This window comes from Chryseolinea sp. T2 (assembly GCF_037203685.1).
In the GTDB taxonomy this organism is placed as follows: Bacteria; Bacteroidota; Bacteroidia; order Cytophagales; family Cyclobacteriaceae; genus Chryseolinea.
Window position 1 is genome coordinate 323,198 of record NZ_JBBCAU010000003.1, and the last position, 24,693, is coordinate 347,890.

Below are 24,693 nucleotides of genomic sequence, written 5' to 3' on the forward strand. Positions count from 1 at the left end.
AGTTTGTAACAAGATACCAATTCGCGCACCACAAAACTTGCGCGACAAGAAGCAAATCAGCTTGCAACGACGCGCTTTCTCGCCAATATCAGGTAAGAAAAAGCGATTATCGCGAGTGAGGCACATAACGCAAACGCGTAGGGAAATCTTGATGTATCGTTAGAGTAGATAAGTCCTGATGCTAACGCGCCCACACCGATACCAAGCTCCATAAAGATGTAAACTGACGCGACTCCCCTGCCCTTGTGCAGCGGATCACTGAGATCGGTTGCCCAGGCAATCAGCGTCGGCGACGTAGTGCCATGCGCCAATCCATATATCGTCATGCCGATAATGAGTTGCAGCGGCGAATCGGCAAACGCGATAGTTGTCATTGCGACGGCAATGAAGAGGCTGCATACGCGGAGAACGGGTTTTCTACCCCATCGGTCGGAGGCACGACCGCCAATCAGTCGGACGACCAGTGCAGCCATTGTCATGTAAGTGAACAGGAGTCCTTTGTTACGTATCAGCACAGATTCTCCGAAATCGGGAATCAAGGTGAATACGGTGCCATAAGAAAAGCCAAGACACACCATCACAATGCATGGCGCAAGAACACGTGGGTCGAACAAGTCCTCCTTCTTAACCTTAAGCATTGAGAAGCGAAATGACTGACGTTCCTTCAGCGTTTCGCGAATTCCCAGAAGAATAACGATGGACACCAGTCCAAATGCTGAAGCGCAGTAAAACACAGCATTCAAAGAGATTCTATTGGCCAGCATTCCTCCCAAAGCCGGGCCAGCTGCCATCCCGAGCGATCCAAAGGTTCCGAGCATTCCCATGGCTTCACCACGGCGATTGGCCGGTATAACGTCTGACATATACGCAGCAGTTCCGGTTGGTGTGAACCCAGTTGAGAATCCATGCACCAATCTTAGCAACATGAAGCCTGCAACGGTTGCCAGCAGCGGATATACAAGGCTGCAGAGGAAACAAACAATCGAGCCCACCATAATCACAGGTACACGGCCTACCTTGTCAGCAAGCTTTCCGCTGAATGGTCGTGAGATCATCGCAGTAAGTGTGAACAACGCAATGATCAGTCCCTTGTACCCGCCACCGCCGAGGCGTTCAAGGAAACCCGACAATTCGGGCAACAGCATATTAAAGCTTGCAAAGAACAGTAAAGCGCTTGCACACAGTAACCAGAACTGCGGCGTGTAGATCTTTTGGTCTTTCGAACTCACCTCTATGCTTGCTGAGGCTGTTCCTGGGCACCGAGCAAAAATGCCTTGATGAAATCGTCGAGGTCGCCATCCAAAACATTCTGCGCGTCGTGTCGCTCGACTCCTGTGCGCGCATCTTTTACAAGTTTGTATGGATGAAGAACGTAGTTTCTTATCTGTGATCCGAAATCAATTTTCATCTTGCCTGCCTCGATCTTATCGCGTTCAGCATGTCGCTTTTCCATTTCACGCTGATACAACTTGGATTTAAGCATTTGCATCGCGCGTTCACGGTTGGCATGCTGTGAACGTTCGACCTGGCAAACAATGACGATACCGGTTGGCTTGTGGGTCAGCTGAACCTTGGTTTCCACCTTGTTGACATTCTGTCCGCCAGCGCCACCTGAACGCGAAGTTTGTATCTCTATATCGGATGGATTGATTTCGATTTCAATCGAGTCGTCAACCTTTGGATAAACAAAGATGGAAGCAAACGACGTATGTCGTCGCTGATTGGAATCAAACGGTGAAATTCGTACGAGGCGATGGACGCCTATCTCAGATTTAAGTTTACCGTAGGCAAAAGGACCTTCAATCTCCAACGTCGCGGATTTGATACCCGCCACATCACCAGATTGATAGTCGATCTGACTAACGCGATAACCATTCTTTTCGCCCCACATGATGTACATCCTGTTGAGCATGTCGGCCCAGTCCTGGCTTTCGGTTCCGCCTGCACCGGGATTGATTTCAACAACGGCACCGAGCTGATCCTCCTCTTTGCTCAGCATTTTCTTGAACTCGAGTTCCTCGATTGCTGTGGCTGTACGCACATATTCAGCATCGAGCTCATCCTCGGTTGCATCGCCAGCCTCGTGAAACTCGTTCAATACATCGAGATCGTCTATGAGTTTGGTGACGTTTTCAAATGCATCTGTCCAAACCTTTTTGGTCCGGATGTTCTTTAGAATCGCTTCTGCTTCTTTTGGATTATTCCAGAAATCGGCTTGCTGCGTAATCAGTTCTTCATCTTTTACTTCGAGACTCTTACGGTCGTAGTCAAAGATACCTCCTCAAGGCGCTAACACGGGCCTTCAGATCTTTCAATTGATCTGTTGTCATTGGTTGTTGTTGATTTAATAAGCTGCAAATATACGAATCGTAAACTAATCACCTATCAGAACGCCATGTGACTGACTTCGTGCTTGTAAAACGGCGAATCGGATTCGACCGTAAGCAAATGATAGCCAGGCTTCATGCGCTGGGACTTTTTCCTGATAAGCTTCATGGGTAAGCCCACTCCGACCATGATTGCCGAAGTTGTGGCAACGTTTTCGTCGATGGTAAAGTCCTCCCCCTGTACAATAACTGTGTTCAGCTGGTCGATGAGAAAATATCCAACACCACCTATAATCAATGCAGTACCAATTTTATTCATAAAGCTGGTGTGTTCGAAATAGATGCGATCGATCTTCGAAAAGGGAATCAGTGTTTCATGCGCCATGAGCGCCGTATCGAAAAGATTATTGACATAACTATAGATTCGATCTTCACTGCCCCTCATCTTCAGCTCGATTTCATCGCCGGGATACAGTCGGAGGATAACCTTTTGGCCCTTCAACAAAACCAGTTGCTTCTGCGCACTTGCGCCCATGAATGCAGTGGTTAACAATATGCAAAAGCTGAGACCTAAAATATTCAAACGCATAGCTCTCAAAAGGTCGGCTTCCAGGGAGTTTCTACAATGCTCAATTCTGCAGCCATGGCGCGCGCCAGGACGAACAAATAATCCGACAGCCTGTTGATGTATTTAATTACAATCGGGTCTATCGTCTCAACTTTGTGGAGTGCCACAATTTTTCGCTCCGCACGCCGGCATACCGTCCGGGCTACGTGACAATGAGAGATTGAGACGTGACCACCTGGCAACACAAAATTTCGAAGTGGCTCGAGATGCGCTTCCATCTGATCAATTGCATCTTCGAGTGATACAATGTCTTGTTCTACCAGCCTGGGAATTTTGACTTTAGTGGCTTCCGGAAGTGTTGCCAACATCGATCCGATTGTGAACAATCGTTCCTGGATCTGAACGATGAAGTGCTCCCGCTTCTTATTGACTTCCTGATCGCGAACGACGGCAAGGAATGCATTAAGCTCATCTATCGTTCCATACGCCTCGATGCGCAAATCGGCTTTTGAAACACGACTGCCGCCAAACAATGCTGTGCTGCCTTCGTCGCCGGTGCGGGTATAGATCTTCATACCCTAAAGTTAAGAAGGCATATGGCAATTCCCAGCCTGTACTATAGCTCGAGCGTGCAGAAAGGCACTGAAAAGATCAATGTACCACCTGGCTACGGGTAACATTCTCATTCTTACGGTCCCATTCGATGAGCCCGTCACGAAGGCGAATAATCCGATGCGCATAGTGCGCGATATCATCCTCGTGAGTAACCATGATAATGGTGTTACCCTTGTCGTGAAGTTCCTGAAACAGTGCCATGATATCGTGTGATGTCTTACTATCCAGGTTACCAGTAGGTTCATCGGCAAGTATGATGGATGGATTATTAACTAACGCCCGCGCTATGGCAACGCGCTGACGCTGACCGCCTGATAGTTCGTTTGGCTTGTGATGATGTCTTGATGCGAGGCCCACACTTTCCAGCGCGGCCATCGCCATTTCTTCTCTATCGGAGCGGCTATACCCAGCATAGATCAACGGCAGCGCCACGTTGTCCAGAGCGGAAGCGCGGGGCAACAAATTGAATGTCTGAAATACGAATCCAATTTCCTTGTTACGGACTTCGGCGAGTTCGTTTTCAGTCATCTCACTGACCTCATGATTGTTCAGGCTATACGTTCCCGAACTTGGCGAATCCAGGCACCCTACAATGTTCATCAGTGTGGACTTTCCGGAACCTGATGGCCCCATAAAAGCGACGTATTCTCCCTTGTCGATTGAAATTGACACATCCTGAAGGGCATTAACAATGTTTGAGCCCATTCTGTACTCTTTGGCAAGGTGCGTTGTCTCGATGATCTTCATAGCTGGTTCAATATGTCTCTCAAAAAACGAATGAATTACAATATCGGCAGGAATTGTTGAAACTTCCCGCCCCTGAAATTAGTCAAAATTCCAACCCTGGCGCGCAGTTGCCCTCAGAGCACTTTCCATTGAAGACGCACGAGGGCCGTAAAAAGTTACGACCGGGCTGAAAATCGGTAGGTATTGTCCTGATGGGCGAAGGTGGAGGGGTCGTAGGTGCGTTCCGAAAACAGCCAGTTGTCGTCGTGGTCGACCGCGATAACGGTGGAGCACCTGGATCCGTAGTTGCCTGTTTTAATAAACATAGCCGACAGCGCCCGTTCCCTATCCTGGGTCAGGCCCGTCTCTGGCAGTTGTTCCGTCGGGGCGGTGGCATCATCATAAAGCAAGTCAAAGATCTCATGCACATCAATCACAGGCTTTGCAAATGCAGGACCGATCTTCTGCTTTCCTCTTACCACTTTGGGCCATGGTGTCTCCAGAAATTTGTTGCTGATGCCATAGAATCCCGGCTGAAGTCGTTCTACAATTCCCTGGTAGTTGGAATAGTAAAACAGTTCATCAGCGGTTCCAGCAAGGAGGTTAAATCCGTTGTACCGTATACCGCTGGCGTTAAGGTTTTGTAAATATCCTTCTGCACCAATGGTGTCCTGCAGATAGTCGCTGACCAGTGCCCCTCGTGAGGGCGCATTCGGATTAATGTTTTTTGGATCACGGTAATTTGTGAGCATGGAAATCCGTCCGGAGGTTGTAACTCCAAGCCATGTTCCACCGGCCTCAAGATCACGACCGGCCAATACGTTCTTATTGTCATCCCAGTAGCCAGCAGGTTGCGTTGGTCTGTTGTAGAACTCGTCGCGGTTTCCTGCGATCAGCAGCTTATACGAGGGGTGATGATTCAGTGAAATAAAAATGAGGCACATGATGGTCGCTTCAACTTAGTTGTCTTCATCGAAGAGCTCGAGCTGAGCCGGGAGTAAAGTAAATGTCTTACGATGAAAAGGGGTTACACCTATTAAGCGAATGCCGTCCCGATGCGCAATGGTGGGATAGCCGACATTGGTCTCCCAACTATATCCTGGAAACTGCACTGCAAGATTCATCATGATATCATCGCGGTGGGTCTTTGCCAGTATTGAGGCGGCAGCGATGGAAAGAAAACGTCCGTCACCCTTAATGATGCATTCGTGACGAATATCGGAGTATGGTTTAAACCGATTGCCGTCTATGAGAAGCAATTCCGGGCGTGTCTGCAATTGATCCAAGGCCAGATGCATGGCTTTAAAGGAAGCATTGAGAATATTGATTTTATCAATCTCCTCATGGTCTACTTCTGCAACGGCCCAGGCGATGGCATCGCGTTTAATATCTTCGCGCAGTTGTTCGCGCGCCGATCTATCGAGCTGCTTGGAATCGTTAAGCTTTTTGTGTCTGTACTTTTTCGGCAGAATAACAGCAGCAGCGACGACAGGACCGGCCAGGCAACCACGTCCGGCCTCATCACAACCGGCTTCAATGAATTCCTTCGAAAACGATGACTTCAGCATTGTCACAAACTTAAACGTCGAAATGAACATCCACAAAAGAAATTCTATAGCTTTGAGGTCAGCCGATCCGATCTGTCAAGTATGCCCGATAAAAACGCCAAAAATCCCTGGACAACACTTTCCGGCGAAGTGAAGTATGAGAACAAATGGATTAAAGTCACAGAGTATCAGGTGATCACTCCCGGTGGTAATTCCGGCATCTATGGAAAGATTCATTATAAGAATATTGGTATAGGCATCCTTCCGCTGGACGAAAACGATAACATCTGGCTTGTTGGACAGTATCGGTACACGCTTAATGAATTTCATTGGGAGCTTCCCGAGGGTGGAGGTCCGCTCGACGAAAACACTCTGGAGGCGGCCAGACGCGAATTGCTGGAAGAGACTGGAATAACGGCCACACGCTGGACTCAATTACTTACCGTGAATCCATCCAACTCAACAACAGACGAAGTTGGTGTTTTATATCTGGCCGAGGGGCTTTCTTTCGGAAACAACAGGCTCGAGGACACTGAAGCTGACCTGAAGGTTAGAAAGATTTCTTTGCGCGATGCTATAGCCATGGTCGATAGCGGAGAGATCAGTGATTGCCTTACGATGCTTGGTCTTCTGAAGATGGCCAGGCTTCGCGGATTGTAAGATTTGCTAACAACAAACAAATGAACGACGCCGGCAGAACCGTTGACTTTTCAAGAACGACTATTACGGAGCTCATGATTCCGTCCTATGCGAATTTTGGAGGTAAAATCCACGGAGGAATTTTGCTTTCGTTGATGGATAAGGCTGCCTATGCCTGTGCCAGTCGTCATGCGGGCACATATTGTGTAACTGTGTCGGTAGATCGGGTAGAATTCCTTAAGCCAGTAGAAGTTGGTGAACTGGTATCATTACACGCATCAATTAATTATGTGGGACGTTCTTCTATGATTGTGGGCATTCGAGTAGAAGCTCAGAATGTGAAGTCGGGAATTGTTCGCCATACTAACTCTTGCTACTTCACGATGGTAGCAAAAAATGACAATGATCAGCCGCAGGTAGTTCCTGAACTGGTACTGCAATCGCACGATGACGTGCGTCGCTTTCTTGAGGCGATGAGAAGAAAAGAAATACGCAGCAAGGCACTCGTAGAACTCGACGAAGCCAAGTCATCGCTGAAAGTCGAAGACGCAATGCCGTTGCTAAGTGGCGAACGTTGCCTTATAAACCTGATCGCATAGGAGATGAAGCACACTCTGATTACAACGGTATTGCTAATCGCAGCTGCAACGGTGAGCGCGCAGCACGCCAGAATTTTGACACAACGTGAGCAGGCGGTTGTAGTTGACGACATCTTAGAGGACCGGCTGCGCAATCTTCTTCCAGAGCTTATGCGCCGCGAAGGTTTCGACATGTGGGTTGTGATGTCGCGTGAATACAATGAAGATCCGGTTATCAAGACCCTTCTTCCTGCCACCTGGCATGCCGCACGACGAACGACTATGCTTGTGATGTATGATCCAGGCAACGGCAAGGAATTAGAGTACTGGGCGGTGGCCCGTTATGACGTTGGAAAAATGTTTAAGCGGGCATGGGATCCCGAACATCAACCCGACCAATGGGCGCAACTTGCCTCCATAATTACGGAACGAAATCCCAAAAAGATCGGAGTAAACAAGGCCCCGTATTACGGTCATGCTGATGGCTTGACTGCAAATGACTACGACCAACTCATTAAAAGCTTAGATACACGCCTGCGTCCGCGTGTAACTTCGGCTGAAAAGCTGGCCGTTAGCTGGCTGGAGACACGAACAGAAAAGGAGATGACATTGTATCCGCATATCTGTCGCATTGCGCACGACATTATCCAGGAAGGCTTCTCGGAGACAGTGATTCAGCCCGGAGTAACGACAACCGAAGATGTAGTTTGGTGGTTCCGCGAGCGAATTAAGGAGTTGAAACTTGATACGTGGTTTCATCCATCGGTATCGATCGAGCGCGCGGAGTCCGATGCTATCGCTTCAAAAAACGCACAGCCACTGGTAATCATGCCCGGTGATTTACTACATGTAGACTTCGGCATCACTTACTTGCGCCTTAATACAGATACACAACAGCATGCCTATGTGCTGTTGCCTGGCGAATCAGATGCGCCTCAGTTTCTCAAGGATGCTCTGGCCAAAGGCAATCAACTGCAGGATTTGCTAACGAATAACTTTCAGCTTGGTAAGACGGGAAATCAAATTCTTGCCGACACCCGAAAGCAGGCAATCGCCGCAGGCTTAACGCCCTCAGTGTATACTCATCCTATCGGATATCACGGACATGCTGCAGGCACAACAATAGGTCAATGGGACATGCAAAATGGTGTTCCGAATACTGGTGACTATCCGATGCACTTTCGAACTGCGTATTCCATCGAACTGAACGTCACTACACACGTTGATGCCTGGAAGAAAGACATTCAGGTGAAACTGGAAGAAGACGGCTACTTTGATGCGAAAGGGAAATTCAGATATATTGATGGCCGGCAGGAGAAATTGATCCTTATTCCTCGCGCAAACGAGATAAACAAGGTTCGTTAACGGTATGGCTAGATTATGAAAGCTCTCAGAGCAATCTATACAGGATACGGCGTTATTGTCTTTGGCGTGTTGTTTCTGCTGTCTCTTCCGTTTCTTGCCATCCCCATGTATTTCCCATCTCAACACAAAATTACCGGCATCGTTAATCGCTGGTGGGCGCGTCTGCTGTTTTTCTTTATCGCTATTCCGATATCAATAGAATATCGCACCCGGCTTGACAAGCGAAAGACTTATATCTTTTGCCCGAATCATTTTTCCTACCTCGATATCCCCACTGTTGGTTTGGTCAGACACAATTCCATTTTTGTCGGAAAGACAGGTATAGAACGGATTCCGTTATTTGGTTACATGTACGGGCGGCTGCACATTACAGTAGATCGCAAACGACTAAAGAGCCGTTATGAGTCACTAAAACGCTCTATGGCTGCGATCGATGAAGGAAAGAATCTTGTAATCTTTCCTGAGGGTGGCATCGTGAGTGAAAAAGAGCCCGTGATGGCCAAATTCAAGGACGGAGCGTTCAGGATTGCCATCGAAAAACAAATCGCAATTGTACCTGTCACGATTCCCTATAATTGGATAATTTTGCCCCCTGATCGGTTCCTGCTCCGTTGGCATAAGCTGAAGGTCATCTTTCATGAACCTGTTGAAACGACAGGAATGACTTTATCCGATGTCGAAACGCTGAAGCTGCGACTGTTCACAATTATTGATCAAGAATTGAAACGACACATCGCATGAAGATCGATCGCACACTCCTTGACAAGATCGCTCATCTCTCCCGCCTGGAATTCGACGAAAAGGATGCGGAGAAGATGATGAAAGACATGACCGCGATCGTTGATTGGGTTGAAAAGCTCAAGGAAGTAAATACAGACGGCGTTGAACCGCTCACTACAATGAGTAGTGAAATAAACGTATTTCGCGAAGACGAAGTGCGAGAGCATCTGAGCCACGAGCGCGCACTGCGGAACGCTCCTAAAAAAGACGCGGACTATTTCCGGGTACCCAAAGTGCTTGAATAATCGATGCGGGTTGATCTATTCTGGAGAAGCTGGGTAACAACGTACCGGCGTTTATGGTATGTCATCGCCGGAGTCTTGCTGGCATCCGTTGCATTTTTGTGGCTGCATCGATACGATGGCGCAGGCGGCGTAACTCAATGGATCAAGTTGCAGGAGCAAAAGATGATTGACAGTGTGATTCACACTTTCACACTTGGCCCGTTCAAACTTACGATCCCGGCCGAAAGCTATGTCATACTTGAGTATTTCCATGGCAGCAATATTGTTCCCGATACAAGTTCTGCCTACATATTCCTCTTCTGTCTGATCTTTGGAAGCGCCGTATTACTAACAGTAATCAGCACGCTTTCCCGTTATTGGTATTTTATCGGACTGGCATTTTTTCTGATGTTTATGCTGAGTCTTCGATTCGAAGTACTTGGCATCTTTAACATATATAGTCGGTCAGTCGACGGTGTGATAATTGGCCTATTCGCGCTGACCAGCTACTACTTTAACCGGATCCGTCCTTCGACCGCATTCCCAATACGATTGCTGATCATCTGTTCGTTATGGCTGCTCACAGCTTTGGTTGTGGGATTTGCCTCGAGTGTAAGCGTTCCCTTTTTTCATCTCGCACTGACTGGCTATGCCGCGGGAATGATCATAACGGTGTTGTTTATCGTGATCGTAGCACACGAAATCCTGGCAGGATTTATTTATATAATCAGCCAGAACCGCTCGCATAACCTACGTCATTTTACCTTAATCGCCATTATCTACATGGCGAATGTGATAGCGACCTGCTTACACGAGATCGGAGCAATCAACTGGAATTTCGTATACCTTGATTTATACCTGCTGCTGACGATATCTGCGATCCTTGGACTTTGGGGGCTACGACAACGGCAGGCCCAGTACGAGAATATCTTTTCGTTCGCTCCTGTCGGAGCCATTGGTTATATGGCACTGGCAATAGTTTGCTTCGGGACGATTGGCAACTTGCTGGCTAACTGGAATGACGCGGCGCTGAAGATTGTGCGCGATGGGATCATCTTCAGTCAGACGGGATACGGCATTATATTTCTCGTTTACATCTTTTCGAATTTTGTATACCTGCTTGCACGGAATATGCCGATCGATAAGGTGCTGTACAATCCCACTCGGATGCCCTACTTCACTTATCGCTTTGCTGGATTGATCGCGATGCTGGCATTCGTATTTTACTCAAACTGGCGAGAATATTTCTACCATGCCGTTGCCGGCTTTTATAATACAACGGGAGACCTGTATGGCATGCTGGATAATGAGTTGTACGCTGAATCTTTCTATCAGCAGAGCGCCCTGCAGGCCTTTCAGAACAACAGGGCGAATTACCAATTGGGCAACTTATCGGCGTCGAGGATGAGTTTCGATGTAGCGCATGACCAGTTCGAAAGTGCTAATGGCAAGCGCCCCACACCATACTCTCTCGCCAATAGTGGGAACGTATACATTTGGGAAGGAAATAATGAGCAAGCTATTCGCTCGTATTATACTGGCTATAACAGGCTACATGGATCCGGGGTGATGGCCAATAATCTTGGATTTGCCTTCGCCAAGAGTAATGTGCTCGATTCATCTCTGTTGTTCCTCAATATTGCCCGGGAAAATTCACTTACAAAGGCATCGGCTGAAACGAACTTCCTTGCGCTGGCTGCGCTAAAAGAAATTCCTCTGAATGCGGATTCTGTCCTTGGCATGTTCAACACGACAGATCCCTCTGTTCTCGCAAATGCTATTGCGGTGAGCACAGTAACTAAACAATCGCTGACGGAAAAAATCTCTCCGATGACTAACCGTCGTTTGAATCTATACACGGCAACATTGCTGAATAACTATGTGGTTAAGTTCGTCAAGTCCGTCGACACTGCATTCGTAGAACAGGCTTACAGGCTCGCATCTGATTCACTAAACAGCGATTTCAGTGAATCACTTAAGGCTTCGCTCGCACATGCCTATTATTACCAGGGCAATGTAGCCCGGGCGTTGGAGGTTCTTGCTGAGCTGGTTTATGTCACTCAATCGTATCAGGGAAAATTCAATTATACTATGGGGCTTTGGGCCCTTGAGCAAGGCAATCCTGAGCTCGCTTCGAGTTACTTCACCTATGCAGATACGTACGAGTATAAGGAAGCGCGTTTTTACAACGCCATAGCACTTTCTGAAGCCGGCGAAGTGAAGCAAGCAATAGAGGCGTGGGACTCAGTTGCCCTGACACAAAGAGGCGACTTACAGGCCATTGCAATCCAAATGAAACGGATATTGACCCTTCCCCGTGCCAACGCCAAAGATCTTAATGATACTGAACTATACCAATACTGCCGCTATCGCGTTCCCCTTTCCGATTCACTTGAGATGAATAGTTTACTCGAACGATTCGAAAGCAACGATTACAAAGCACAGACATTACTCGATTACAGCAAGAAGTATTATGAAGCCGGGCAGGTGGTTCCTGCAATACGCTGGTTCCGTCGCATTGGTGGGATGACGCTTACCAGCAAAGAACTCCATTATCAGATACAGCACTTTGAATTGCTGATGTTGGCGCATCAGAAAGATTTTAAAGGGCTCGCGAATAACATAAACACCGGCATAGCGTTCGATCAATCCAGGCAACTCCATAAATGGCTCTATACGGCTATGATCGCCGAGTCGAGTGGAGATTCGGTTGCCGCCAAAACTTATTACAATTTGTTGGCTGCGTGGAATCCATATCTGGAAGATGCTGTGATTGCTGCTTCCGACTATTTCAGGAAGCACGATAAGAACAAGCTCCGTGCATACGCAATATTAGCGGACGCCATACAGATCAACAGTACTTCAATTCCATTGTACGAAGCTTACATTCGCGAAGCAATCCGGGTCGGATTTGATGACTACGCCTCCAGCGCAACTGAACGGCTAAACGAACTTCGGGAGAAGCTTAAGCGATAGCGCCGAGTATCAGTATTATCAAACACATGTAACAAGGTATAAAAGCAAATGGGCTGTGAAATCACAACCCATTTGCACCTCAAACATTATGCGCTTTGGATTCTGGCAGCGCATTGCCAATAACTTTTAGAACTCGTAGCGAAGGGTTATTCCATAAGTACGTGGATCACCAACAACCGCTGCATACTGGCCGGTGCTACCACCTGCCACCAACAGCTGCTCGTTATAATTGTTGTTCAAAAGATTTCTTGACCACACCGATACCGAAAGTCCATCGAGGGCACGGAATCCTGCACGCGCGTTAACCAGGTAGTAACCATTAATATTTAGTTCTGAAGATGGAGAGGGGCTCGACGAAAAGTCTGAGCGGAAGAATGTATCACCTCCAAGGAAAAGATGCCCGGGGAGATTAAAGAACTGAACAGTCTTTGAAGTTAACTCTGCTCCTATTGAGCCAGCCCATTTGGAGATCCCAGGTAGTGCGCCACCAGATACGTCTTTGAAGGCAAGCTGCTGGCCATCCTGAGTTGATCCAACTTCTTCTAATGGAAGTGGGGCATTTGTGAACTTCTCGTATTTACCGTCCGTATAAGCAACGGACGTGAATGCTTTAAAATGCTCACTTATTCTCCAGTTCAGATCCACTTCCGCTCCTTTAACGCTCACCTGTTCTGCGTTGGCAATGTAACCGCGGTTTACACCAAGCTGCGGCGATTGCACGTTGGTCTGATAGTCATCGATGATTGTATAGAAGAAGGTTGCATTAGCCGTTAGTCCGCTGATTGGTGATGTCTTCACACCTGCTTCAAAATGCTTAACGTATTCAGGTTTGATTGTTGCCAGATCGAGGGCGGGTTGTCCATCGACCACAGGTAAGCCCGCAACGTTAACCCCTACTGGCTTGAAGGCAGTAGAGAATGTTCCGTATGCACTATAGTTTTCAGTGGCCTTGTAATTTACAGTCAACTGATAAGTTAAGTTAGTTTCATCTGCGCTTGTCGCGAAGGCCTGATCAGTGTAAACAAGTGCCTTAAGAGCGAGCAATGTCGGATCGGTTGTTTGCAGACCTCCATAGGTTTTACGATCATACTTAACATCCTTTTCATCATAGTTGAACCGCAGACCAGGCAATACGTGAAGTTTCTTCGTGATGGCCCAGTCAACATTGGCAAACACAGCGGCACTCAATGATTTGATTGACGACTCGGTCTTGATTCCGTATCCATCAAACAAACCAGGTGTTTTCCAAAGAGCACTTGTAGTGCTTTGAGAAAAACGCCATTGAGCTGTTCCGGATTCTTCAGTTCCATGCGTTTCTATTTCCTGTCCTAGAACGAAAACACCTACAACGCCACTGATTTTGTCATTGATCTCACCTGCATAGCGAACTTCCTGAGACCAGTTACGATGTTCGGAGGGGTTCTGTGATAATCTTAATGCCTGCAAGCCGGTGAAGTCACGGTCGTTGGAAGGTCCCCAGTTCCAGTAGCGCCATGCAGTTGTCGAGGTGAGGGTACCAGGACCAATCTTGAAATCCGCATTTAATGAAACTCCACCAAGTTCATTTTTGGATCTCCATGGCGTGTCGTGATCTATAACGCGATCGTAAGAATTGTCAGTAGGCAGTGTGTAATTCAAATCCTTGATGATTGCATTAAACTGCCGGTAGGCAGCTCGTTTGGTTACGGCAATACCTGCGATCGGCTGAGCGTAGCCATTGGGATTTTGTGATGAAGCATCACCAGAGAGAGTGATGGTAACATTTTCACTGGGAGTATAGAGGAACTGAGCCCTCCCGCCGAGGTTGTTTATGTCATTTACCCATTCATCCTTAACAATGTTGTGAATGGTTCCATCGCGTTGTGTACCTGAGAAAGAAAGCCGTGCGGCAAGTTTGTTTTTGATCAGGGGTCCTGTTATGGAAGCCTTGGCCTGCACGTAGCCCAGGTTACCATAGCTAAGTTCGAAACTCGCGCCAGGTGTGAAACCTGCTTGTCTTGTCTTAATATTAAATGCACCTGCAGTTGTGTTCTTTCCAAACAGGGTACCCTGGGGGCCGCGCAATACTTCAATTTGTTCGACGTCGATGAAATCAAGGGTAGCGAATGCAGGACGGGCAAAATAAACACCATCCACATAGAAGCCGACACCAGGATCGAGCCCGTCATTCGTCAATCCAAATGGTGATCCGAGACCACGAATGTTGATACCGGTGTTACGCGGATTCGAAGAATACAATTGAACCGATGGAACGTATTCCTTTACGCGGTTCACGTTGAAAGCACCGGCCTCATCGATAAGGTTACCACTAATCACTGAAATCGGAATAGGTACGCTTTGTGCCGTCTCTTCACGTCTTCTGGAGGTAACAACAATTTCCTCAAGGAGGTTGTCCTCAATAAGCGTTGCTTCGATCGGTGTTCCTGAAATTTCTCTTATCTGTATATCCTGAAATTTGAAACCTACGGCCTGAATGCGGATGATAAAAGGAGGTGCCTGAAGCACTTCCAGAGTAAAGCGTCCGTCTTCGCCTGTGTTGGCAAATGTGTTCGTGCCCCTGATTAGTACAGATGCCGCTTCGATAGGCTCATTGTTATAACCTTTAACGATACCGGTAATCTTGTTTTGACTTTTTGCTATACCCGTAGCGACGACGACGAGCAGCAGGCTTTGTAATAGTTTTTTCATTTAACAATTGGTGGTTTGATCTGAACAACTACTCATAGACAAGAAATGGCCTACTTCTAGCCTTGGAGCATTGCGCGGTATAAAGGTATGTAAAGATTTAAACTCTACCAATACGGTAGACATAATATAATAACAAATGTCTATTGATTTTATAGGCTATTGATCTATCTTTGACCTACTCTATAATATAAGACCACTACTTTTCCAGGAGATGTCGAACCAACAGTCAGCAGAATCGGCCGTGCAAACGGATGCAATAGTCTCTCAGTCAGGGACTTCAAACTCCGGCCGCTACATTTCCCGGAGACAACTTTTCGTCCTGGGAGTAATTGCACTGGTAATCATCGCAGTGATCAGCAGTTTATATCCCGCTTTCTTAGATCAGGGGATCCACGCAGTCAGAAGACTGGACACTATGTTTTTCATTTTTGTTGCTGGAGGTTTCGTAGCTCAAATGATAGATGGATCGTTGGGTATGGCATATGGTGTAAGTGCTTCCACGTTTCTGATGTCCTTCGGCGTGCCGCCGGCAGCGGCGAGTGCGAGTATCCACACGGCTGAGATCTTCACCAGTGGCATTTCAGGGCTTAGCCACCTGAAGTTCAGGAATGTCAACAAGAAACTATTTCGTAGCCTACTGATACCTGGAACACTGGGAGCTATTGCCGGAGCGTACATATTGACCTCTTTTGAATCATACAACTATGTCATCAGGCCGATAGTTGCTGTCTATACGCTGATACTTGGAATAATAATCATTCGTAAGGCGTTGGTTGCCCGAATGCAAAAACGGAAAACGAAGAACATTCCGGCACTTGCGGCATTTGGTGGTTTCATGGATTCGGTTGGCGGAGGAGGATGGGGACCAATTGTCGCGTCCACACTCATTGCAAAGGGGCGCAGTCCGAGATACACAATCGGTTCCGTGAACCTTGCTGAATTCTTCATTTCGTTTTCCAGTTCTCTTACGTTTTTCGCAACGCTTGGTATTTCCTACCTTCAAATTATTGCCGGCCTGGTCATAGGAGGAGCTATTGCTGCTCCCTTTGCCGCTTACCTCACTCACCGCCTGCCGCTTCGCCGCATGATGCTGGTTGTGGGCGTTGTGATCGTTCTCGTCAGTATCAGGTTGATCTACGTTTCGCTGACACGCTAGTGTAGCAGCCCCGTTGGCGTTTGATCGGCTCGGTTATGTAAAGCTTCTTTTCCCAAGCAATTTTTGTTTTATCTTGGCGCCCTTAATCAAAACAGGGAAAGAATGGCGCTATTGGAAAGACAACTAAAAGTTAAGACATCGCAGTTACCTAATTCCGGAAAGGGTTTGTTTACGACAAAGGCGATTCCTAAGGGAACAAGAATCGTTGAATACAAAGGACGTCGCTCCAAGTGGAAAGATGTTCGGGATGAGGATGGCAAAAACGGATACATCTTTTACATCAATCGAAATCATGTAATTGATGCACTTCCCACTAAGAGCGCATTAGCAAGATACGCAAATGATGCGCGTGGCCTTACAAAAATCAAAGGCGTCATCAACAATTCAGATTACGTGGTAGACGGGATCAAAGCTTACATTGAATCGAAGAGGGACATTCCTGCTGGTGCAGAGATCCTGGTTGACTATGGTAAAGACTATTGGAAGGTCATCCGCGATAACATGAAGCTCTGGAAATCTGAAGCAAAAGAAGAAAAGAAGCAAAGCAGTTCGCGGACAAAGAACGGCACGCAAACCAGGACGAAGAAAAAATCTTAGTTTCCGAACAGCAACGTTGCTACGATCAATGTTACAATGACATTGAATAGTTGGGCCACCAAAAACGCATACAGAGGTCGTTGTGTGGATGAGTTGAAGAGGTCTTTGAATTTCGTCTCGAGGCCGATGCTGGTGAATGCCAAAACAAACCAAAGGGTTTGGAGGCTCTTTAATCCATCCTTCACGGCACTTACCTGTCCTGAAGAAAGAAAGAAAGAGAATAGCAGAGAAGCGCCCATGAAGCCAATAATGAATTTAGGAAAGCGTTCCCATATCACGGCCAGGGTAGGCTTTTGCACCTGGCCCTGCTTATTTTCTTTTCGTGTATACGTCCAGTATATGCTTATCGCGAACGCAGCCAGGCCGAGCAGCACGTTCTGAGAGAACTTAACGATGGTGCTGATCTTTAAGGCGGTTTCACCGACGAGCGTTCCTGAGGCCACTACCGCCCCCGTTGTGTCAATGCTTCCACCCAGCCACGCACCCGTTACTTCTTCACTAAATGAAAACTGATGCGCCAGCCAGGGCATTACGATCATCATCGGAATTGCAGTTATTAACACGAGCGAGATTACATATGATAACTTTTTATTGTCACCTTGTATTGCTCCGGCAGTAGCTATTGCAGCCGATACGCCGCAAATAGAAACTGCGCTCGAAATCATCATCGCCAGCTCATCATCCACGGCCAGCTTCCGGCATATCCAATAGGCGAAGTACCATACGCTAACAACGACGACCAAAGCTTGCAGGAGACCAAGTGAACCCGCCTTAAGAATGTCGGAGAAGATCACCCCCGTACCCAGCAATACAAGGCCAATTTTAACATACAGCTCAGTTGACAATGCGGAGGAGAACCATGCCGGTAATTCGAATAGGTTACCGATAAGAAGTCCTATGGCAAGACTGAAAATTACGGCTTCGAGGTTGAGCGCTTTCACGCCACTGTTTCCTGCCAGTAGCAATGCAATAGCGGTCAGCAGGAATAATATCGGGAAAGTGATCAGCGTTGAACGCAGGTTTTTATTCGTGATAACGGCGGCGATAGCCGCCACTATGTATGTGAATAAGAATTGAAGGACAATGGCCCCGACGTTAAAACGCGAAAGTATCTTTTCTCCTATATCAGACAACGACGCCCACCCAAACGACGGCGCCTGAACCACAGCACCCAGCAGGAACACTATTATGATCAGCCCGCCAAGCACAACCGTTGCCCAATCTTCATGCAGCAACGGAATGCTGGAATTGCTTTTCTTCGTTTCGGTCATATACTTCAATTATTAAGCCGGGGTGAATAATATCGTCAATTTGAATAACTGCTACGCCTTTAAATAAGCGCAGCCTCAGGTTCAGTAGCCACTACAACGGGAGCAGCCTTTGACTTCTTAGACGAAAGATAAGAATACATTGCCGGTATTACGAACAGGGTAAGGATAAGAGAAAAGATTACGCCGCCAACAATCACAAGTCCCAGGGGAACGCGACTGCTCGAGGCCGCACCGAGCGACAATGCCAGGGGAAGCGAACCAAGTGCCATTGCAAGACTTGTCATCAGTATCGGCCGGAGTCTAAGTTTCGAAGCCTGAATAACGGCGTCTACCTTCTGCAAGCCCTCCGACTGCTGCTGGTTGGCAAATTCCACAATCAGAATTCCATTCTTCGTCACAAGTCCGATCAGCATGATGATACCTATCTGTGAAAAGATGTTCAACGTTTGACCAAAAATAAACAACGCCAGCAGGGCACCGGTCACAGCGAGTGGTACTGTAATCATAATGACCAACGGGTCTATGAAACTTTCAAATTGCGCCGACAACACAAGATATATCAGAAGTAAAGCAAGTATGAAAGCGAAGGACGTATTACTGGAGCTCTCAGCATAATCGCGTGATGAGCCTCCTAAAGATGTGGTGAATGAATCGTCAAGGAGCTTGTCAGCGATTTCACGCATCGCCTTGACTCCGTCGCCGATAGTTTTTCCAGGTGCCAGTCCGGCTGAAATGCTGGCCGATTTATAACGATTGAAATGATAAAGCGATGGTGGCGTTGTTGACTCAACGATCTTCACAACATTGTCGATCGATATCAGTTCTCCGGACGCCGTACGCACGTAAAGGCTCCGAAGATCGTTTGGGTCGTCGCGATTGAGCCGATCAACTTGTCCTATCACCTGGTACTGCCGGCCATCCTTCATGAAATAACCAAATCTCAGATTGCTGTAGGCAAGGCGAAGCGTCTGCGAAATATCTTCAACGCTGATTCCAAGTTCTGTGGCCTTAAGCCGGTTGATGACAATCTGAAGTTCAGGCTTATTGAATTTCAAATCTGTATCCACGCCCTGCAGCACCGGATGATTGGCAGCCTCTTCAAGAAAGCGGGGCAACACAGCTTTCAACTTTTCAAAGTTGTTGTTCTGAAGAACGAATTGCACAGGTTGTCCGGAACGTCTGTTGGTTGATATAGTTTGCTCCTGCAACGCATACGCCCTTCCTGCTGAAAACTTTGACAGATTTTTATTTACCATCTGAACAATGTCCTGCTGCGAACGGGTGCGTGTGTGAGGATCATCGAGGAATACACGAGCCATTCCGTTATTCACTCCGCTTCCCCCGGAATTAGAAGGGCCAGTAAGTGAATAAATGACGCGAGCTTCCGGAACAGAATCCATAAGAAAGACTACAACGTCATCGATATATGTCTCCATGTAATCGAAGGCGGTGCCTTCAGGTGTTGACGCCTGCACACGAAACTGGTTCCGGTCTTCCATCGGCGCTAACTCTGACTGAAGATTCTTGCCAATAAAATACGAAGCTCCGATGCAGACGACGACAATCACGATTGCCAGCCAACGGTGTTGCATAAACCTTTCAAGAGATCGCTTATAACCGTCCTCCATGGCTACAAAAAACGACTCAGTAATCGTATAAAATTTCGACTTCTTCTTGTGGTCACGGGTTAGTTTAACACTCAGTACTGGCGTTAGAGTAAGTGATACGAAGCAGGAGATCAATACGGCGCCGGCAACGACAAATCCAAACTCCCGGAATAAACGTCCGACAAATCCCTGCAGGAAGATAATAGGCAGAAACACAACGGCGAGGGTAATTGACGTGGCAATAACGGCAAAATAGATTTCCTTAGATCCTTCACGGGCGGCGGTCATCTTGTCCATTCCTCCCTCCAGCTTCTTATAGATATTTTCAGTCACTACAATTCCATCGTCTACTACCAGTCCTGTGGCCAGCACGATGCCCAGCATCGTCAGAACATTGATGGAGAAACCGCACAGGTACATGATGAAGAATGTAGCGACAAGCGATACAGGGATGTCAATCAGAGGCCGGATAGCGATAATAAAGTCTCTGAAGAAGAGGTATACGATCAAGACAACCAGTACAAACGACAGTAAAAGTGTTTCTTCAACCTCTACAATAGAACGACGAACAAATACGGTTTGATCGGTGGCAATGGTAAGCTGAATATCCTCTGGAACCTCATTGCGAATTTTCTCAAGACGACGATAGAATTCATCCGCGATTTCGACGTAGTTGGCACCGGGCAGTGGAATGATGCTCACATTCACCATTGGATTCAGCCGTGATTTGAATACAGTCTCTTCGTTCTCCGGTCCAAGCACTGCTTCACCAATGTCTCTAAGACGAAGGTTGCCGGCATTTGCTCTGCGAATCCTAACGTTGTTAAAGTCATCCTCGGTAAATAACCTGCCGAAGGTGCGTACAGTAAGTTCTGTTGATGTACCCGCGATCTTACCGGCAGGGAATTCAACATTCTCACGTTCCAGCGCTTGTTGAACGTCAAGCGGTGTGAGTCCATAAGCGATAAGCTTGTTTGGATTGAGCCAAATGCGCATAGCATACTTCTTCTCGCCAAGCAGGCGAACGCTGGAAACTCCGGGAATTGTTTGAAAGCGTTCAGCCAGTACGTTGTTGGCATATTCGGTAAGCTCAAGCTGATTTCTTGTATTGCTTTGCACCGACAGAGCAATTATGTAGTCGGAGCTGGCATCTGCCTTAGAGACCTCGGGTGGTGAATCAAGATCGTTTGGTAACTGACGCGTCGCCTGAGAAACTTTATCACGAACATCGTTTGCTGCTGCTTCAAGATCCACACCCAGATCAAATTCAATATTGATGCTGCTTTGTCCCTGACTCGAGCTGGAAGTAATGTTCTTGATGCCGGCTATTCCATTGATAGATTTTTCCAATGGTTCAGTAATCTGAGATTCCACAATCTCTGCATTGGCTCCTGAATAGGAGGTTCGTACGCTGACATTAGGTGGATCGATTGCCGGGTAATCCCGAACGCCAAGAAAAGTAAACCCAATCACGCCGAACACAACGATGATGATGTTCATCACGATGGCAAGTACAGGGCGATTCAGGCTGATTTCAGAAATGTTCATGACACGTTTGCTCCTACCCTATAAATTTAAATCACCCGCCTTTGCATTGCGAGCCGTCGGAATAATAATGGAGCCGAATCTAAAGGGGAACAGCTATGATTAGCGGCTTTAAGGCTGTATATAGGTCTCCACAAACGTGCGAGCGGCGCGTACGTCATAAGTATTGTCGTCCTGGGGTGTGACCGCGCGATCCGGAATCAGCAACTTAATCTGCGGCAATGCTGGCATGGCATCCTTTCCTAAATACTGCAAAACATTCAATGCCTGCACTCTCACAAAGGTGTGAGGATGAGTAAGTGCAGCCTTAAGACCCTGTAGTCCTAATTCCTTTTCACCCATTCGCCAGAGTGCCTCTGCTGCCGCGACCTGTACCGCTCCTTCTTTGTCATTCAGCATTGTTTTTAGTTCGCCTTTGTATTTTGATGCAGCCTTCGGTGATACAGAACATCCGATTGCAGACCAATAGCGAACTGAAGCATCAGGATCATTGAATCGATTCGCGAGTTTATTCAGGTCCTGGGCATTTCGCGACGAAGCAAGGCTGGCTGTCTCCACAATGCGCGGTAACTTAAAGTAGTCTATGCGTTCCATTAATGCGCCCTCCTTCGACAATTCATAGAGAATTGCTTCTGGAATGAATCCGATATCCCTTGTCGCGCTGATCCACGCTTCGTTCGCTTTGCGCAATCGTAACAATACGCTATCATATGCGCTGTTGCCTGCAAGATTTTTAATATTGAAAGGATCGGTGACAACGTCGTATAACTCTTCCGCCGGCTTCTCTTTCCAGAATGCAGATTGCGTTGCGTTGAGCTTTCCGGACTGGTACTCAGTCTCCCACGAACGCGTTGATGGCGCCAGCCATAGATAATGAAGGTGCTGTCCATAAATCAGATGGGGCAGGTAATTTCTAACATAACGATACCGCTTATCCCGTACCGTTCGCGACAGGTCGATTCGCTCATCCATTCTTCCCCGAAACCCATAGCCATATCGTGCTTGCGTACCGTTATAGGTACCAAGAAATGCGGCTCCCTGCATGTTTTGGGGCGGCTTTATACCTGCAATTGACAGAACAGTCGGTGCAAAGTCGAGAAACGTTACAATACGATCAGTTGAATTACCGCCGGATGTTTCTGCTAACTGCTTAAACTTCTGCGGCACCCGTACGATGAGCGGAACATGCAGTCCTGACTCGAACAAAAAGCGCTTGCTTCTCGGTAGTACTCCCCCATTGTCGGTATAATAAAAAACGATTGTATTCTCGTCTAATCCCTGTTCTTCAAGCTCCTTTAACAATGAACCAACCTGTTGGTCCATCGTTTCAACCTTGTCATAATATTGAGCCCAATCATGCTTTATGTCAGCGGTCGCTGGATGATAAGGTGGTAATGGTACTTTATTGGGATCATGATGAAGCGTATCGACTGGTTTATGCAACGAACTCTCGTGCGATACCATCAGATTGAACACAGCAAAAAAAGGCTGGCCCTGCTTTCTGTTTTTATAGGTCGCCTTTGTACTCGATTCATCCCACGCGTCCGTCTGGTCTATGGTGTTGTAATCTTTCTTTGTATTGTTGGTCGTGTAGTATCCAACCTCACGCAGATATCTTGGAAAGAACTTTACATAATCAGGTACTGCATATACGCTTCGCATGTGATCAGTTCCCAACGTTGGTGGATACATACCTGTAATGATCGTACATCGCGATGGCGCGCAAACCGGCGCAGTTGAAAAGGCATTTCTATACAGTACACCAGACTTAGCAAACCTGTCGATGTTTGGTGTAGTCGCAAACGAGTTGCCATAACATCCGATCATATCGGCATTGTTGTCTTCACTGACGATCCAAAGGATATTCGGCTTTTCCGTTTGTGCAGTCACATTGTCTGCTACAATCGCTACGAGACAAAGACCAAGTAACCACTTGCGCATAGTCGTTCGTTAATCAAAAGATAAGTTAAGAATTTTTCGCCCGGCGAATTCCAGTTTATGGTTTTGCGCCGGCCGCTGCGACAGGGGGAGCAGCCTGAGCCGGTTGTGGTGGAATAGGAAGTGGCACATAGTCCTCATTTAGGATCATCCACTCCTGTAGTTTCGCCTTGAGCCGATGCTCTATATCCTTGAACGCGGGATCACCTGAGAGATTCCTCGTTTCATCAGGATCGTTTTGCGTATCGAAAAGTTCAAACATAGAACGACGCTCACTAAAGAACAGTCGGTCTGCCTCCTTGCTCAACTTTCCTTCTACATGTTGTTGCGTAAGATCCAGCCAGAACGGCTGAGACCCGAAATCAACTGGATAGTAAGGTAGCTGCCACATCGCATTGTATACCAGCTTGAATTGTTTATCAAAGATTGTTCTGCCAAGATCAAAGTGTGCCGTATTGGTTGGAAGACCGGAGCCATGTGCGCCGCGAACCGCGTAGACATATTGATGAGGTTCAAATTTATTGTCCCGGAAAGCCGGAACGAGACTCACACCGGTCATATCTTTACCCCTGGGTAAGCCCGCCACTTCCAACAGCGTTGGTGCAAGATCTTCACCAGAGACGATTGATGAATTTATTTGTGCTGAGGCTATATGTTCCGGATAACGGATGATTAGCGGAACATTCAGCCCTGCTCTGTAAAGTGTACCCTTGCCTCTCAATAAAGCACCGCCATTGTCACCTATAAATACAACAATAGTATTCTTGTCAAGACCTCGACGTTTCAGGTCATCGAGTATCCTGCCAACTTCAGCGTCGAGTCGTTGAATCTCCCCTAAGTATGCTGCGAAATCTTCCCGTACCAACTTTGTATCAGGCCATGTTTGTGGCAAAGTAATTTTCGTTGGATCAGGCTCAAACTCCTTAGCGTCGAAGATGCGATGAGGATCGCTATAGCCGACCTGTAGGAAAAACGACTTGCCCTTTGGCACACGATCAAGAAACGTGCTGTACTGACCAAAGATACTATCACGAACAGCATTAACTTTTAAGAAGTCTACACGTTTGGCAAAAGTTTCAAGCCCATACTCATCGTACACATCGGCTGACTCTTTCACTCCACGATTTCCGTTCAGATGAAAGTTTCTGCCGCAAATACCAGTGTAATACCCGGCCTTTCTCAGGAGCTCGGGAAATGAAACAGCATCTGCAGGAAGAGGTGCCGAAAACCTTGTCATTCGAATATCAAGTGTGGATCTTCCCGTCATTAACGCCGCTCTGGACAATACGCACTGGGGTGCCGTAGTGAAAGCGTTCTTAAACAGCAGGCCCTCGCTTGCAAGCCGATCAATATTGGGCGTCTTTATATCCTGGTATCCGTAGCAACTTAAAAATGGCGCGCTATGATCATCTGAGACCAGTAAGAGAATGTTAACCGTTTCAGTCTTCTTACGCGTCTGGGCGTTAGAGGTTGGAACTACTGACAGCGAGAAAACAAAGAGCGCAACGAAGATTGAAATGGATTTCATTTAACAGCGATTATAGAG

General features: G+C 47.2%; 20 protein-coding genes. 8 read left to right on the forward strand and 12 right to left on the reverse strand.

Annotation, left to right across the window (positions count from 1 at the left end; genetic code table 11):
* Positions 1-56: 56 nt before the first annotated feature.
* The 7 genes from WBG78_RS11145 to WBG78_RS11175 form a co-directional block, all read right to left on the reverse strand.
* Positions 57-1,229, reverse strand: coding sequence for an MFS transporter (locus WBG78_RS11145; RefSeq protein ID WP_337326502.1), 1,173 nt, complete (start codon positions 1,227-1,229; stop codon positions 57-59).
* 2 nt (positions 1,230-1,231) lie between these two features.
* A protein-coding gene (gene prfB, locus WBG78_RS11150; protein ID WP_337326503.1) for a peptide chain release factor 2 occupies positions 1,232-2,330 on the reverse strand; the annotation gives its coding sequence in 2 pieces (ribosomal slippage) (positions 1,232-2,269 and positions 2,271-2,330; 1,098 coding nt in all).
* A 55-nt stretch (positions 2,331-2,385) separates the two neighbouring features.
* Positions 2,386-2,862 (reverse strand): hypothetical protein, encoded by a 477-nt coding sequence (locus tag WBG78_RS11155; protein ID WP_337326504.1) that lies wholly within the window; start codon positions 2,860-2,862, stop codon positions 2,386-2,388.
* 59 nt (positions 2,863-2,921) lie between these two features.
* Complete coding sequence (locus WBG78_RS11160; protein ID WP_337326505.1) at positions 2,922-3,470, reverse strand: cob(I)yrinic acid a,c-diamide adenosyltransferase; 549 nt, start codon at positions 3,468-3,470, stop codon at positions 2,922-2,924.
* A 76-nt stretch (positions 3,471-3,546) separates the two neighbouring features.
* Positions 3,547-4,257: an ABC transporter ATP-binding protein gene (locus WBG78_RS11165; protein ID WP_337326506.1), complete on the reverse strand. Its 711-nt coding sequence runs from the start codon at positions 4,255-4,257 to the stop codon at positions 3,547-3,549.
* A 155-nt stretch (positions 4,258-4,412) separates the two neighbouring features.
* Positions 4,413-5,180: an NRDE family protein gene (locus tag WBG78_RS11170; RefSeq protein WP_337326507.1), complete on the reverse strand. Its 768-nt coding sequence runs from the start codon at positions 5,178-5,180 to the stop codon at positions 4,413-4,415.
* Between the two features lie 15 nt (positions 5,181-5,195).
* The gene (locus WBG78_RS11175; RefSeq protein ID WP_337326508.1) at positions 5,196-5,804 is read right to left on the reverse strand and encodes a ribonuclease HII; all 609 of its coding nucleotides are present in this window, start codon (positions 5,802-5,804) and stop codon (positions 5,196-5,198) included.
* Positions 5,805-5,885: 81 nt separating this feature from the next.
* Between WBG78_RS11175 and WBG78_RS11180 the strand changes: the two genes are divergently transcribed.
* The 6 genes from WBG78_RS11180 to WBG78_RS11205 are packed head-to-tail and all read left to right on the forward strand — an operon-like array spanning position 5,886 to position 12,345.
* Positions 5,886-6,443 (forward strand): NUDIX hydrolase, encoded by a 558-nt coding sequence (locus WBG78_RS11180; protein WP_337326509.1) that lies wholly within the window; start codon positions 5,886-5,888, stop codon positions 6,441-6,443.
* 20 nt (positions 6,444-6,463) lie between these two features.
* The gene (locus tag WBG78_RS11185) at positions 6,464-7,021 is read left to right on the forward strand and encodes an acyl-CoA thioesterase (RefSeq protein ID WP_337326510.1); all 558 of its coding nucleotides are present in this window, start codon (positions 6,464-6,466) and stop codon (positions 7,019-7,021) included.
* Between the two features lie 3 nt (positions 7,022-7,024).
* The gene (locus WBG78_RS11190; RefSeq protein WP_337326511.1) at positions 7,025-8,365 is read left to right on the forward strand and encodes a M24 family metallopeptidase; all 1,341 of its coding nucleotides are present in this window, start codon (positions 7,025-7,027) and stop codon (positions 8,363-8,365) included.
* Between the two features lie 15 nt (positions 8,366-8,380).
* On the forward strand, positions 8,381-9,106 hold the full coding sequence (locus WBG78_RS11195) for a lysophospholipid acyltransferase family protein (protein WP_337326512.1): 726 nt from the start codon (positions 8,381-8,383) through the stop codon (positions 9,104-9,106).
* Entirely contained in the window at positions 9,103-9,390 is a 288-nt protein-coding gene (gatC, locus tag WBG78_RS11200) for an Asp-tRNA(Asn)/Glu-tRNA(Gln) amidotransferase subunit GatC (protein WP_337326513.1), read from the forward strand. Before WBG78_RS11195 ends, gatC begins: the two co-directional genes overlap by 4 nt.
* A 3-nt stretch (positions 9,391-9,393) precedes the next feature.
* Positions 9,394-12,345: a hypothetical protein gene (locus WBG78_RS11205; protein WP_337326514.1), complete on the forward strand. Its 2,952-nt coding sequence runs from the start codon at positions 9,394-9,396 to the stop codon at positions 12,343-12,345.
* Positions 12,346-12,471: 126 nt separating this feature from the next.
* On the opposite strand, the gene WBG78_RS11210 is transcribed toward WBG78_RS11205, so the two are convergent.
* Positions 12,472-15,033 carry a TonB-dependent receptor gene (locus WBG78_RS11210; protein ID WP_337326515.1) on the reverse strand — a complete coding sequence of 854 codons (2,562 nt, stop codon included), beginning with the start codon at positions 15,031-15,033 and terminating at the stop codon, positions 12,472-12,474.
* A 211-nt stretch (positions 15,034-15,244) separates the two neighbouring features.
* Between WBG78_RS11210 and WBG78_RS11215 the strand changes: the two genes are divergently transcribed.
* Together WBG78_RS11215 and WBG78_RS11220 are read left to right on the forward strand one after the other, a co-directional pair.
* Entirely contained in the window at positions 15,245-16,189 is a 945-nt protein-coding gene (locus WBG78_RS11215) for a sulfite exporter TauE/SafE family protein (protein ID WP_337326516.1), read from the forward strand.
* 102 nt (positions 16,190-16,291) lie between these two features.
* Complete coding sequence (locus tag WBG78_RS11220) at positions 16,292-16,786, forward strand: SET domain-containing protein (protein WP_337326517.1); 495 nt, start codon at positions 16,292-16,294, stop codon at positions 16,784-16,786.
* Here WBG78_RS11220 and WBG78_RS11225 read toward each other — a convergent pair.
* The 4 genes from WBG78_RS11225 to WBG78_RS11240 all read right to left on the reverse strand — a co-directional run bounded on the left by WBG78_RS11225 (position 16,783) and on the right by WBG78_RS11240 (position 24,675).
* Entirely contained in the window at positions 16,783-18,057 is a 1,275-nt protein-coding gene (locus tag WBG78_RS11225; protein ID WP_337326518.1) for a YeiH family protein, read from the reverse strand. The genes WBG78_RS11220 and WBG78_RS11225 overlap by 4 nt on opposite strands.
* 59 nt (positions 18,058-18,116) lie before the next feature.
* On the reverse strand, positions 18,117-21,212 hold the full coding sequence (locus WBG78_RS11230; RefSeq protein ID WP_337326519.1) for an efflux RND transporter permease subunit: 3,096 nt from the start codon (positions 21,210-21,212) through the stop codon (positions 18,117-18,119).
* 108 nt (positions 21,213-21,320) lie between these two features.
* Positions 21,321-23,150, reverse strand: a complete 1,830-nt coding sequence (locus WBG78_RS11235) for a sulfatase-like hydrolase/transferase (protein ID WP_337326520.1) — start codon at positions 23,148-23,150, stop codon at positions 21,321-21,323.
* Between the two features lie 55 nt (positions 23,151-23,205).
* Positions 23,206-24,675 carry a sulfatase family protein gene (locus WBG78_RS11240; protein ID WP_337326521.1) on the reverse strand — a complete coding sequence of 490 codons (1,470 nt, stop codon included), beginning with the start codon at positions 24,673-24,675 and terminating at the stop codon, positions 23,206-23,208.
* Positions 24,676-24,693: the final 18 nt, after the last annotated feature.